Raw genomic sequence first — 13,777 nt, 5'->3', positions numbered from 1 at the left:
ATAATGAATAATATTTTTCAATTATTACATTGTCCTTAATGTCATGCCCACTTTTAGCTAGGAATGACAAGACGAGCTATGCAATAATGCTACAATTTACTCGGATCAAAGCTAACATTAATCTCTTTCCAATGGTTAAAGCGTGCAGGATCAAGATTTTCAATAGGGCTTGCTTGCCATACTGCTCTAATTGCATTATCTGCTAAAGCTTCACAAACGCTAGCCGTAATATTAGGACAGATTTTTTCTTTTACCTTTGCATGCTCAACGTTACCTGCTTTATCTAGCGTAATGCTAATAATGACTTTTACCTTATTATTACCTCTAACCCCTGCTGGTACATTACTCCAATGTCTTTCAATCTGTCTTTTTATTAAAGATGTTTCACTTTCGGAAAGAGGTAGCCCATCCGTATCAACTCCTTTAGCTTCTTTTGCATTATCAGCTTTTTTTGATCTTTTATGCTTATTAGATTTTACATTATCCCCTTCCGAAGATTGCTCTAAATTCTTAAGTAAAGAGTCAAGCTCATCAGTTTTAGGCTCTTTTTTCTTTACCTCTTTTGCTGTCTCTTCCAGTTTGTTAACAACCACTTCCTCTTTGTGCTCTTCAGTTTTCTTCTTTTCGTATGTTTGTTTTTTTTCCTCTTCTTTAGGCTTTTCTTCCTTTACTTCGTCTTTCTTCTCAAGTAATGCTTCTTTCGCTTCTTCATGCTTTGGTTCTTCTATAGGTTTTTTCTCTTCTATTTTTGGCTTTTCTTCTATTGTTTTAGCATCAGGCTCTTTTGCTTTTTCTGCTTTAGGCGAGTCTTGCGGTTCTTCTTTTGGCTTACGCTGCTCAGACTTTGTAGCGTCTTCGTTTTCTATCGGAGCTTCTTTTTGCTTTGTTTGGGTTATGATATTTGGTCTATCGCTAACAGATAACATCTCAAAAGTTATAGTTTTCTCTTCCGATAATTTTTCAAAAAGCGATGGCATACCGAATAGCAAACAATATAAAAGAAGTAAATGCAGAACAATAGAGAAGCTAAGGAAAACCGTAAAATTATCCCTATTTTGATTACTTTTCATTATTTTTAATATTTGAAATAAGAGCTACACGTGAAAAGCCGGCAGCATGAATTTTGGCAACTATCTCTACTACCTGCCCATAAGAAACATTTCTATCGCCTCTTACAAAAATTCTAGCATCCTTTTTCTCTTTAGTGATATTTGAAAGCTTGTCGGTTAAATGTGTTCTCTCTATAGGAGTTTCAAGAAGGTAAATTTCACCTTTATTACTGATAGTGACGACTAGCGGTTCATCCTGTCCTGAAATCGGACTTGAATTTGTCTCAGGTAAATCCACATTCACGCCTGAAACAAGCATTGGAGAAGTGATCATGAAAATAATTAGCAGCACAAGCATTACGTCTACAAGCGGCGTAACATTAATTTCGCTAACGACCGCTCTTTTGCTTTTTCTATTAGTTCCAGCAAGCTTCATAGCCATTATATCTTCTCCTGATCAATTGCCTTAGACAGTATAGAATTTAGCTCGCTACTAAAATCTTCAATCTTATTGTTGATAAGAGTAATGCGGGAAATCAGATAATTATAAAAAATTACTGCCGGAATAGCAGCAAATAAACCTATAGCTGTTGCAAGTAGCGCTTCAGCAATCCCTGGGGCTACTACTGCAAGAGAAGTATTCTTAGAAGTAGCAATCGACTGGAAGCTGTGCATAATTCCCCAAACAGTGCCGAATAAACCTACGAACGGCGCACTTGATCCAACAGTTGCGAGGAAGCTTAAATTCTTCTCAAGCTTTTCGACTTCCCTATTTTGAGCTAGGTACATTGCACCAGTTATACGCTCCTTATGGTTGTTTTTTAATGCATCGGAAAGCCCTTTAGTACTTAAACTCTTACACTCATCCATAGCCGAGACAAATATCAAAGCTAGCGGATTATTAACCGACCTTTTTATGCTGTCATATAATTGCTCTAATACTCCACCGGACCAAAATACATTTTCAAAATCCTTCATTCTGCGCTGCACTTGCGCTAGCTTAAATATTTTATCCAAAATAATAGCCCATGACCAAATGGAAGTAATAAGCAGCATCAACATAACTGACTTACCGATAATGTCGGAGGAGTTTATTAAAGCAAAAAGTGATAAATGATCTTGCGTAACAATTTCTAAGCTATCGCTAATATTAGTATCTGCACTCATTGAATGTATATTATTTAATTATTCTAAAATTAAATAATATATTCATATTGTACTTTTGTCATTAGGTTATGTGCAAAATTTTCGTTGTTGTTAGGAAGAGTGTTGATAACCCCGATTATGGATAAGGAATAGAGAGGCAGGAAGGTTGCAAGACTTATTAAACCTTATATAAATAATAGGACACTGAAGGAGTAAAATAAAGGTTTAATAACATGTGTAAATATACTACAATATTCTATATGGTCGATGAATTTTGTAAAATTTATGCGAAATTGGTAAAACATCAATTGCTGAAAAGTAATAAGCAAAGATTTAGAGAAGGTAAGCTTTCCTTAAGTGAATAACTCTAAATAATAATTTTTACCATTTTAGTGCATATAAATATTTAAAAGCTTATTATAAAAACTTTGTTATTAATGGTAATTTGTTCACGAATCCACATTGTTATGAGAGATTTGTTCAGCTTATTCCTTCATTATTTCTGCCATTGATTGTGATATTACATTACTTAAGTGAAAAAGAACGGGAATGTATTATATGGTCTCCCATCTTATTCTATTCGCTATATGGATGACGGCACAACCATATACAGTGAATCTGAATCACTTTATTCTAATGATAAAGTTAAAGTTATCAGTCATGATACCAGATATTTTAATAAATATTGCGCTGGATTAGGATTTGAATAGGCATTGTTTTGTAAGGTAGTTTAGCACTTCAATGTCATTCCCGCCTACGCGGGAATGACATCAGCGTTCACGCAACAATGCCTCCTAGCGATGACAATCCTAAAACTTAGAATCATTTAATAGCAAAACTTAAATAATCATTACCGTATTTCGCAATATAGTCATCATATTTACCTTTAAAATCAACAATATTTTTCCTATGGGAAAGAGCAATAATGCTTGTTACTATATATTTTGCAAAATCATGATCATGTGTTACTAAGATTACCGTACCATCGAAATCAATTAGAGATTTTTTAAGAGCTTCGCGTGACTCTATATCAAGGTGATTTGTCGGTTCATTTAAGAACCAAAATATTACTTTTTTCTAGCATCATTTTAGCAAGTAATAACCTTGTACACTCCACGCCGCTTAGATTTAAAATATTTTTATTTACTTCATCACTACGGAATAATACTTGTCCAAGCGTATTTCTAATAGTATTTTCCGTGGCCTTTTCAGATTGCTTTTTAAGCCAATCAATAATACTATGACAACGCAGAAAGCGGTTCATAATGATATTTTGCGGCTATACCAAGACCTACAAGCAAGTTAGCCGCAACAATTTCAGCAGTATAACCATCATTATCGTATATTACCTATTCAAGTTCACCAGGCTTATACCAATCTTCATCACTACATTCTTGCCGCTTTAATATCGCTTCTTTTTCCTGTAAAGCTTTCCATAACTCATTATTTACTGCTATTACCGTATCTATAATTTTAGTATTTTCATAAAGAAATTGATCTTGTTTTAAACAACCTACTTTAGAGTTTTTAGGTATATTAATATCACCGAAAGCTGGCTCTCCTTCCTTAGTTAAAACTTTGAAAAAAGTTGTTTTACCTGCTCCGTTAGCACCTACTAAACCATATCGTTTATTATTTTTAATATACAAATTTACATCAGTAAATAGTCTTCTTGTACCATAACTCATGGCTAAATCGTTTATAATAATCATATTTTTAGATGTCGTGGTTAAATTCAGGAATAATTGAAAAGGTTTTAGAAAAGTTATAAATATTTAATACTTCTTCAATAACTCAAAAGCTTTTGCAAAATCTACTATATATTCTTCTTGTTTTTCTAAATCTTTAAGTTTGATGCTATTATTTTCTTGTTCTTCATCACCTATAAAAATAATAAATTTAGCATTTTCATTAAGAACACGTTGCATCCTTTTAGCTATTTTACCTAAGGGTTCTACAATAGTAGCAATATTTTGTGCACGCAATTTATCTACAATTTCTAAAGCGTAAGTAATATTATTGTCGCCTATAGGTAATACAAATACAGGCTTTACTTCAGATATATCATATTCTCGCATCAAAGCAATACGCTCAATACCGGCAGCAAAACCGATAGCCGGAACATCATCATTATTACCCATGATTCGGCTAAGCCCGTCATATCGACCACCGGCAAGAATAGTAGATTGACTCCCAAGCTTGTTTGTAGTGAATTCAAAAGCAGTATGGCAGTAATAATCAAGCCCTCTAACCAAACGTGGATTTATGCTATATTTCACACCTAAAATGTCGAGATACTTTATTAACTCATCAAAATATTCTTTGGATTCATCAGTGTAATATTCAGATAAAATCGGAGCATAAGCAACTATTTTTTGATCAATTTCACTTTTAGAATCAAGTATTCGCATTGGATTTTTAATCATCCTTATTTTGCTTTCTTCCGATAATTGATCTTTAAAATCACTTAGATATTCTACCAGCTTTTGTTTATAAGCACTTCTTGATTCACTACATCCAAGAGAGTTAAGCTCCAAGAGAGTATCCTGCTCTATTGCGAGTGCTTTAAGTATGTCTATCGCTAACTTCAAAGTTTCAGCATCAGTAATAGCTCCTTTAGCTCCAATATATTCATAATTCAGTTGGTGAAATTGACGTTGACGCCCTGCTTGCGGTCTATCATAACGAAAAACAGGACCGGTAGAGAAAAGTTTAAGAGGTAGCTTGTGCTGCAAACCATTTGAGATGAAGCTTCTTATAATACCGGCTGTAAATTCAGGTCTAAGAGCTACAGATTCATTGCTTTTATCTAGAAAACTATATATTTCTTTACTTATTACGTCAGAACTTTCACCCATCGAACGGTTAAAAACCTTGGTATACTCGAGTATTGGAGTACTCATTTGCTTATAGCCGTACAATACTCCAACATCTCTTGCTTTGCTAATTATATAGTCGTGGACTTTATAATCATCCGGCAATAGATCTTTAATTCCTCGAAGTGGCTGCAGCTTTTCAGTCATTTGGCTAATTTTATGGTTTTATTAATGTCATCTCGCATGTAGCGAAAAAACCGCTCGGTGTCATACCGTGGCTTGAACACGGTATCCAAAAAAAATTAAAAAAGACTGGATCCCACGATCAAGTCGCGTGATGACACTGAAAAATACTAACTTCATTCCTTCGTCATAAAAAACGATCTTATAATATATAAAATAAATATCGTAATAAACCAATATATTAATGCACGACCTGCCATTAATATATTAAATTCACCGTCATATATTTGAATAAATAGTAAATATGCACAAGCAATTAAAATAAACGGTACAATAATAAATACTAAAGGACATTTAAAAGGTCTTTGAGCGTCAGGTAGCTTTACTCTAAATAATACTACTATTATTGTAACTGTTATATAATCAATTAATGCTCCCATTGAAGTGAATTGCGTTAATAATTCCGTAGAACAAAATCCTCCAAGGATAGCGGATAAAGAAGCAAATATTATAATTGTAATATACGGACTGTCATATTTTGGGTGCAGCTTTGCAAAACTTTTCGGTAGTAAACCGTCACGTGCAATAGCATAAAAAATACGAGAAGTACCGTAAATATTCATCATCAACACCGTCATCATACCGCAAACCGCACCGGTTGCCACGATAGCAGAGCCAATCTTGCTATTATTGATAGTTAAAGCATAAGCAAGCGGTTGGTCGTTATTTAATTGATCAAAATGTGCAATACCGGTAACAAGCCCTGCCATTGTTACATAAACTATAGTAGTTAGAACAAGCGAGCCGATAATACCGATCATTATATCACGTTTTGGATTTTTACATTCCTCAGCTGCAGTTGCAATCGTTCCAAATCCCGTAAAAGCTAAAAATAAAATAGATGCACCCACTAGAACATTACTAAAGCCGAAAGGCATAAAGTTACTCCAGTTAGTAACATCGAAATGAGGAGCAGCAGCGAGTATAAATACAAATATTGCAACCATTTTTATGAAAACTAAAATTGCATTCAGTCGCTTACTATCTTTAGTCCCTAAATATAAAATAAATCCAATAAATACCGAGATTAAAAATGCCGGTAAATTTATTATACCGCCGTTTGTCGGTACGGTCGTTAATTCTTTCGGTAAATTGATTCCGCCTGCTGCTAATATTCCTTGTACGTAGCCAGACCAGCCTGCAGCTACTATTCCTGCAGCAACACCTAGCTCCAATATTATAACACTACCAATCATCCAAGCAAATACTTCGCCGAATGCTACATAGGAATAAGTATAGATACTTCCTGAAGTTGGAAGCATTGCAGCAAGTTCAGTATAAACAAGTGCTACAAAGATACAGGTAATACCTGCAATCGCATAAGATAACATTACCGCAGGTCCTGAATATTTAGCTGCAATTATACCGGTAACGACAAATACGCCAGTACCAATCATTGCACCAAGACCTAGTAATATTAAATCTAATGCTCCAAGCGTCTTACTAAGACCGCTTGAGCTACCTATCTCTTTTACTGATTCAAAACTTTTCTTCCTTAAAAAACTCATTAGTTTCTCCCGTTTTAGTGAGTGATCTATCATTCCAGCGTAGTTGGAATTACATCCGCCATACAACAATGTATAATCTACCTTATATCTCTAGTAATCCACCCGCCGCCGAGTACTCTTTCACCAGCATAAATAACACATGCCTGCCCAGGGGCGACGGCTTTTTCTGCTGATAAAAATCTGATCTTCATTTTATCATCACCTAGTTTACTTATTGCGGCTAAACGAGGCGGTCTTGTTGAGCGGATTTTAACGGCTACTTCTAGCTTTTTGTTATCTTTAATCTCATCTGCAAGCCAATTCACATCTTTAATTATAAATTCCTGCACATGTAATGCAGCCTCAGGTCCTACATACACTATATTGTCCTTAGGATCAATCTTTACTACATATAAGGGCTCGTTATAAGCTATACCAAGCCCACGACGTTGCCCTATAGTGTAGTTAATTATACCGCTATGCTCTCCTAGCGCAAACCCGTTTATGTGAATAATCTTACCGCTTTCACTGGCATTTGGACGTATTGTATTTATTACGCTCTTATAATTTCCGTCAGGTACGAAACAAATATCTTGGCTGTCGGGCTTATATGCTACCTCAAGCCCAAATTTACTAGCAAGCTTTCGTGTTTCATCCTTAGTAAACCATCCTAGAGGGAAACTTAAATATTCCAATTGCTCTTTAGTTGTCGTAAATAAAAAATAACTTTGATCTTTTGCCGGATCAAGTCCCGTATGCAACTCCACTCCGTTATCGCCGCTTACTTTGCGTACATAATGACCGGTAGCAAGCTGAGATGCTCCAAGCTCTCTAGCCGTTTTAATTAGATCCCTGAACTTTACCGAGTTATTACATTGCACACATGGCAACGGTGTTTCGCCCTGTAAATAGCTATCGACGAAATTATCTATTACCGACTCTTTAAATTTACTCTCATAATCAAGTACGTAATGTGGAATACCTAGCTTATTTGCTACCATTTTAGCATCGTAAATATCCTGACCGGCACAACAGGCATTTTTTTTCCCTACTGCCATACCGTGATCATATAGCTGCAAGGTGATACCTATAACATTATGTCCCTGCTCGTGCAGCATTGCGGCAACTGCCGAACTATCAACCCCGCCGGACATGGCAACAACTATAGTAGAATGCTTATCACCTAAATTAATCATATCAACCTTAAACAAACACCAAATTGTACTAAATTTATAATTAAATTACAACACTATCTTTTAATATATTAAAATGCTATTATTTGCTATTATTGATATAATCGGCGTTGTCTCAAAAGAATTGCTTGGTAAGATTGATTAACACTCCGATATTATTCCAGCTTACGCGGGAATGATATCGCACAGTTTTTTCGCTCATATAGGCAATACCTCCTTACAATGACATAGACTAAAGAACTCAAAAATCATATGTTATTTAAAATACTATATAAAACGATTATTACATTAGCTCTAATTTATTTTCTACTTATTATCTTAGAATATGCACATCAAGGTTTTATTAATGATTTATCATTACAAAAAGTAGATTTATCTATTCATAATTCTATAAAAGAACCTATCTATTTAGTTTCCTATGCCGATGGTCCGGAGTATATTTATCGTAATCAAAATGTAACCACTCATTATGCAATTAATAAAGGTATAGATTTCATATTGAACTATAAGAAAAAGCATATACCTCAAGTGTTTATAGAGAAAAATCAAAAAATTTTTAATGAGCTTGCAGGAGCTGGTTTATGGATATGGAAACCTTATATTATACTTAAAACAATGCAAAAAGCACCAGAAGGAGCTATTATAGTATATTTAGATTCGGCTTTTGTTATTAAAAAGCATATCAGTAGTTTAACAAATCTTTTAGGCGATAATGATATATTACTAGTACATGATCGCGATCGTAAAAACGGTAGTTTTATTAAAGGTGAAACCTTTGCCTTAATGGATTGTCTAACCGAAGAATGCAGAAATGACGATCATATTTGGAGTGCCGTTATTGTTGTGCGTAATACCAAGCTTTCTCGTTCTTTTATTGAAAAATGGCTAAAAAATTGTGAAGATATTAGAATTCTTTCAGGCAAAGATTATAATATTCATCCTAATTATGATGAATATAAATGGCATCATTCCGACCAATCGGTACTTAGCCTTATATATCACAAAAATCCACAATCGGTTAAAGTAATAGAATATGCGGAAACAGCACCTTTATTATCTTGGTTTCACCGTAAATATTCAAATAGCTCACCATTAAAGCCATGGTATAGCATATACGGTATAGATCCTATAATTCATTTTAATACTAACGGTAAAGTTTTACCTTCCACTGCTCTTATAAACACTCCGCCGATTGTGAGGCTACGTAAGTGGGTTATAGAACATCAATGATGGGCTTTGTCTGCATGGCTCTTGCAAAAGGCTCCGTTGTCATACTGTGGTCAAGCGAACTAGGTAACAGCTATACTTTAAGTAAATGAAGAGTTGGTAATGCGAAGCTCAATTTGGAAAAGAGCAAGGAGGCTGTAAGCCGAGGACCGCAGCGTATACTGAATACGTTAGGACCGTAGGACTTACAAGACGACGTTGCCAATTTTGCAAATTCAGCGAGTATATAGCTCTCTTACTTTAAAGAAGCTATAAGATAAGGTAAGTACTTTAATGTCTTGCATTTCAGGATCAAGCTCAAAAGCCTTATCTATATAAAATGTAACCGGCATTAAGACTTTTTCTCCGGCTTTTAATAATTGTTCTTCAAAACAAAAACAATGAATTTTTATGAAATATTTTCCTGCTTTATTGGGAGTCACATTATATACGGAAGTGCCTATTATATCGTTATTGCTTAGATTCTCCATTTCATAGAACACTAGAGTATTCTGCCCTGGAACAATTTGCACTCTTTGCTGCCTTGGAATAAACCGCCAAGGTAAATCTTTATCAACATTAGCATCAAACTCGATAATTATAGGTTTAGTGCCTTTTACCTTAGAATATACACTCACCGTTTCTTTTGCAGTAGTACCGCCATATCCTGTCACTTTACAGAATAAATTATAGATAGGTACGGAAGCAAAACTTAGTAACACCATACTCATTATTAATCCAAGCAAGGAAAAAGCTAGATTTTTATTGGATTTTTTAGACATTATGTGATTTTATTTAAAAATACTCTAGACAAAGTTTATTTTAGATCATATATGTGTTAGTATAAAGAAAAATAGTAAGGTTGGTATGACGAATAATATTAATGCATTAGCAATCTCTAGCGAGTCAGGGTTTTATAACTACTTACAGAAAATTAATAACATTCCTTCACTTACGCAAGAAGAAGAGTTTTTATTAGCGAAATCCTATTTAGAAGAGAATGATTTACAAGCTGCACATAAATTAGTCACGAGTCATCTTAAGCTTGTGGCAAAAATTGCAAGCGGCTATAGGACTTACGGCATTCCTATTACCGAATTGGTTTCGGAAGGTAATATAGGTTTAATGCAGGCAGTAAAAAAATTCAATCCCGAACTTGGTTTCCGCCTGTCAACATATGCGATGTGGTGGATTAAAGCAGCCATACAAGAATATATATTAAAATCTTGGTCATTAGTAAAGATGGGAACAACGGCTGCACAAAAAAAATTATTTTTTAGTCTTAATAAAGTTAAGCATAAAATTACTAATTTATACTCAAGGGCTATTACTACCGATGATTTTGCAAAAATAGCAGATGAATTAGGCGTTTCGGTTAATGAAGTGTCCGAGATGAATACTAGAATTTCAGGTCCTGATTTATCATTAAATAACTCTATAAATAGTGATGATGCAGCATCAGGAGAACTGATAGAACTATTACCAGAAACACGCCCTACTCCAGAAGCTATGGCTATTAATAAGCAAAATTTTACCAGTAAAAGGAAGTTATTAGCTAATGCTATGAAGATTTTAAACGATAGGGAACTTCGTATTTTAACAGAGCGTAAATTAACGGATACTCCTACAACTTTAGATATTTTAAGCAATGAGTATAATATTTCTAAGGAACGTATTAGACAAATAGAAAATACTGCTTTTGAAAAAATAAAGAAGTTTATTTTAAACCATAGTAGAGAAGTAGCTTAAGCCTTATTGGATTGTAATCCAGTGTCTTGATATGCCATTGGGCTGCATAGATCGAAAAACCTACTTTATGTCATCCCCGCGGAAGCGGGAATGACATAAAATGATCCACGTAACAATGCTTTCACAGAAGTAACATCAATTCAGCACTCCTGACCATTCAGGATCAGAAGCATCCTCCGGTGTTATAATTTCTCTTTCATTATGACCTGTTAGATCAATTGCAAAAATTTTGTTTTTCCCCGGAGCTTTAGCTCCAGACGGCCAACCTTTAGCAAACATAATGACTCGTCCGTTAGGTGACCAACAAGGGCTTTCGACTAAATATCCGCTTGTTATTATCCTTTCACGATTCTCATCATCTTGGGGGTATGCTTTCATAATTCCAATATTAAAAGTTTTTCCTTCAGCTCCTCTAATAATCTTAGTAAATGCTATATAGTCTCCTCTAGGCGACCAGCTAGGAGCAGTGTAAGAACCTCCACCGAAACTAATACGCTGAACGTCACTTCCGTCCGAATTCATGATATATAATTGAGGCACACCGTTTCTATCGGAGTTATATACAATTTTTTTACCGTCCGGTGAATAGCTAGGAGAGGTATTAATACCGAATCCGTCAGTTAATTTATGCAGCCGTTTAGTAGCAAGGTCAATTTCGTAAATATGAGTTGAGCCGTTTTTAGCTATTGACATTACGGCTTTTCTACCGTCCGGTGAGAATCTAGGAGCAAAAGATATACCAGAAAAGTCACCTACTACGCTTTCTTTACCTGTTTTTAAATCCTTTTCATAAACAAGAGCTCTTCTTTTAGTTGCGTATGAAACATAAAAAATCTTATCCGCTGAACGAGCAAATCTTGGGGTTAATACTAGTGACCTTCCATTGGTCAGATATTTATTATTAGCACCGTCATAATCCATCAAAGCAATTCTTTTTATTTTTGGTAAAGAAGTGCTTTCTGATACATACACTATTTTGGTGTCAAAATAACCGGCATCACCGGTAATTTTTTCATAAATTTTATCAGCAATTTTATGTGCTGCTCTTCGCCATAAATTTTCTGGTACTTCAAGAATTTCGCCGGCAAGCTGTTTTTCAAGCAATGTATCCCATAATATAAAGCTAATTTTAAGCTTACCGCTTTCTAGTTTTTTAATTTCACCATTTACTAAAAGGCTAGCATTAATTTGACGCCATGCAGCAAAAAGCGGTTTATATTCTATTCCTGTCCTCTCTTCTATAAAAGATGCAGAAGAAATAGGACAGAATACCCCCGAAAGCTTTAAATCATTAGAGATAACTTTAACCACATCATTACCCAGTACGTAATCAGCAGAACTATCGATATTAAATTTATTAACTGCTATAGGCGTAGGAGCAGCTTGCCCATGCTCAATATTTATTGTTTCAAGTGCATAACCTTTAAAGCTAAATAATAGTAATAGTATAAAATATATAATATTTCTCACTCAAAATACTCCTTTTTATCAAATTCCGTTATGGTTATTATATATCATTCCTGCGGGAGCAGAAATCCAAATTTTTTGTTGTCACCCCGTGAATAAATCATTGGATGACACAAAGGAAAGCAGTGGATTCCCGCCTACGCGGGAGTGACATAGAACTAACAAAATATCTTCATTAATTCTTCCCACTCTCTTTTAGTCATACCACTACTCTTATGAGTCACTTGTTCACCGTTTATCATTCTTTTAATTACGCATAAACCTTTACGTGAAATATTTGCTCCTCGCAAACGATATTCTTCAAAAGCTTCGTAAGTAAAAGGAACCCAAGCTTTGACTATCTCAAGCATTTTTTCGGCATAAACTCTAATTTCATATTGTGCGTGAGTGTCAGCACGCAATCTTAAGAAATGAAGCAAATTATGTAAATTAATTTTCCAATACCATTCCGTATAATAATTTAAAGTTAAATTCATACGAGCAAGCTCTCTTGCTATTCCGGTGGTATTCTCATCTATCATATTACCATCTTCATCAGCATTCATCAGCTCCTTATAATGCACGTAGCACTGTCTAGCATCTTCCTCTAAGATTGCAAGGACCTTTTCGGCCACTTCTTTCGGTAAGCTATCACATTCTCTACATTGTTTATTTACGACAGATTGGGAAGCAATATTTGCCGGTTCTGGTAAATAAAATTCGTTGCCTAAAATAGAGTACCTTGCCGAATATTCGTTAACACTAGCTGTTCTATGCCTAACCCATTGTCTTGCAATAAATATTGGTAGTTTAATATGGAACTTGATATCACACATCTCAAAAGGAGTGGTATGATAATGACGAAGCAAATAGTTTATCAGCCCTTTATCTTGGTTCAACTGCTTCGTACCCTTACCGTAAGAAACACGAGCCGCTTGTACTATAGCACTATCATCCCCCATATAGTCGATCACTCTAATAAAGCCATGATCTAACACTTTTATAGGCTCGTATAAGATTTCTTCAAGTGCCGGAACTGTTACTCTTTTCGTGGTGTTGTGCATTCTATCCTCTGTATTCTTTAATTATCATAATAATGATTTCACATTTTTAATACTTTTATTCTTTTATTTTTTTTCATCAACTTCCTAAAATAATCTATGTTGTAATTCTTCGTGAATATATCCCTAAATGTACTCCTAAAAGCTTTTTATATGGAGGTGGAGTTTGAAAAGGATTTTGAGCTATTAAATCTAAAAACTGTAAGCAAAGCTCTTTATGATTTGATTTTATAATTTTCTTAAAATCCTTTTTCACATCATGCGTACAATATAATGTATAAACTATAACTAATCTAATTTTGTACTACACTCAGAGTAAGGGGTATTTTTGCCTTTAAGTAAAGACTAACTTGATTTTTTATTTGACGATACTAGTAAAAT

The 13,777-nt window shown here is 34.6% G+C and carries 14 protein-coding genes; 2 read left to right on the top strand and 12 right to left on the bottom strand.

All coding sequences use genetic code 11. The features are described 5' to 3' along the window. Window positions 1–89 precede the first annotated feature (89 nt). The 8 genes from A1C_RS02110 to mnmA form a co-directional block, all read right to left on the bottom strand. Window positions 90–1,070 carry an energy transducer TonB gene (locus A1C_RS02110; RefSeq protein ID WP_012149399.1) on the bottom strand — a complete coding sequence of 327 codons (981 nt, stop codon included), beginning with the start codon at window positions 1,068–1,070 and terminating at the stop codon, window positions 90–92. After that, the gene (gene tolR, locus A1C_RS02105; RefSeq protein ID WP_012149398.1) at window positions 1,060–1,491 is read right to left on the bottom strand and encodes a protein TolR; all 432 of its coding nucleotides are present in this window, start codon (window positions 1,489–1,491) and stop codon (window positions 1,060–1,062) included. The genes A1C_RS02110 and tolR overlap by 11 nt, the downstream gene beginning before the upstream one ends. Continuing rightward, complete coding sequence (gene tolQ / locus A1C_RS02100; protein WP_012149397.1) at window positions 1,491–2,216, bottom strand: protein TolQ; 726 nt, start codon at window positions 2,214–2,216, stop codon at window positions 1,491–1,493. Before tolQ ends, tolR begins: the two co-directional genes overlap by 1 nt. A gap of 1,027 nt (window positions 2,217–3,243) precedes the next feature. After that, window positions 3,244–3,459, bottom strand: a complete 216-nt coding sequence (locus A1C_RS02090; RefSeq protein ID WP_012149396.1) for an ATP-binding cassette domain-containing protein — start codon at window positions 3,457–3,459, stop codon at window positions 3,244–3,246. Window positions 3,460–3,544: 85 nt separating this feature from the next. Beyond that, on the bottom strand, window positions 3,545–3,907 hold the full coding sequence (locus A1C_RS02085) for an ATP-binding cassette domain-containing protein (RefSeq protein WP_012149395.1): 363 nt from the start codon (window positions 3,905–3,907) through the stop codon (window positions 3,545–3,547). A 63-nt stretch (window positions 3,908–3,970) separates the two neighbouring features. Then, window positions 3,971–5,218 (bottom strand): histidine--tRNA ligase, encoded by a 1,248-nt coding sequence (gene hisS, locus A1C_RS02080; protein WP_012149394.1) that lies wholly within the window; start codon window positions 5,216–5,218, stop codon window positions 3,971–3,973. A gap of 152 nt (window positions 5,219–5,370) precedes the next feature. After that, window positions 5,371–6,762: an amino acid permease gene (locus A1C_RS02075; RefSeq protein ID WP_012149393.1), complete on the bottom strand. Its 1,392-nt coding sequence runs from the start codon at window positions 6,760–6,762 to the stop codon at window positions 5,371–5,373. A gap of 77 nt (window positions 6,763–6,839) precedes the next feature. Next, on the bottom strand, window positions 6,840–7,937 hold the full coding sequence (mnmA, locus tag A1C_RS02070) for a tRNA 2-thiouridine(34) synthase MnmA (RefSeq protein ID WP_012149392.1): 1,098 nt from the start codon (window positions 7,935–7,937) through the stop codon (window positions 6,840–6,842). A 249-nt stretch (window positions 7,938–8,186) separates the two neighbouring features. Here mnmA and A1C_RS02065 point away from each other — a divergent pair, with 249 nt between their 5' ends. Next, window positions 8,187–9,164, top strand: coding sequence for a hypothetical protein (locus A1C_RS02065; protein ID WP_012149391.1), 978 nt, complete (start codon window positions 8,187–8,189; stop codon window positions 9,162–9,164). A gap of 212 nt (window positions 9,165–9,376) precedes the next feature. Here A1C_RS02065 and A1C_RS02060 read toward each other — a convergent pair whose 3' ends face one another. Continuing rightward, entirely contained in the window at window positions 9,377–9,922 is a 546-nt protein-coding gene (locus tag A1C_RS02060) for a cytochrome c oxidase assembly protein (RefSeq protein ID WP_012149390.1), read from the bottom strand. Between the two features lie 85 nt (window positions 9,923–10,007). On the opposite strand from A1C_RS02060, the gene rpoH reads away from it, so the two are divergent. Further along, window positions 10,008–10,889: an RNA polymerase sigma factor RpoH gene (rpoH, locus tag A1C_RS02055; RefSeq protein ID WP_012149389.1), complete on the top strand. Its 882-nt coding sequence runs from the start codon at window positions 10,008–10,010 to the stop codon at window positions 10,887–10,889. Window positions 10,890–11,024: 135 nt separating this feature from the next. Here the strand turns inward: rpoH and tolB are convergent, their stop codons facing one another. The 3 genes from tolB to A1C_RS07630 all read right to left on the bottom strand — a co-directional run bounded on the left by tolB (window position 11,025) and on the right by A1C_RS07630 (window position 13,652). Next, window positions 11,025–12,359 (bottom strand): Tol-Pal system beta propeller repeat protein TolB, encoded by a 1,335-nt coding sequence (gene tolB / locus A1C_RS02050; protein ID WP_012149388.1) that lies wholly within the window; start codon window positions 12,357–12,359, stop codon window positions 11,025–11,027. A 155-nt stretch (window positions 12,360–12,514) separates the two neighbouring features. After that, window positions 12,515–13,399, bottom strand: a complete 885-nt coding sequence (gene thyX, locus A1C_RS02045) for an FAD-dependent thymidylate synthase (RefSeq protein ID WP_012149387.1) — start codon at window positions 13,397–13,399, stop codon at window positions 12,515–12,517. Window positions 13,400–13,493: 94 nt separating this feature from the next. Then, complete coding sequence (locus A1C_RS07630) at window positions 13,494–13,652, bottom strand: type II toxin-antitoxin system RelE/ParE family toxin (RefSeq protein ID WP_012149386.1); 159 nt, start codon at window positions 13,650–13,652, stop codon at window positions 13,494–13,496. Window positions 13,653–13,777 lie beyond the last annotated feature (125 nt).

Origin of the sequence: Rickettsia akari str. Hartford (assembly GCF_000018205.1) — a bacterium.
Lineage (GTDB): Bacteria > Pseudomonadota > Alphaproteobacteria > Rickettsiales > Rickettsiaceae > Rickettsia > Rickettsia akari.
The sequence above is the reverse complement of the archived record's forward strand: the minus strand, read 5'-3'. Positions and strand labels throughout refer to the sequence as shown.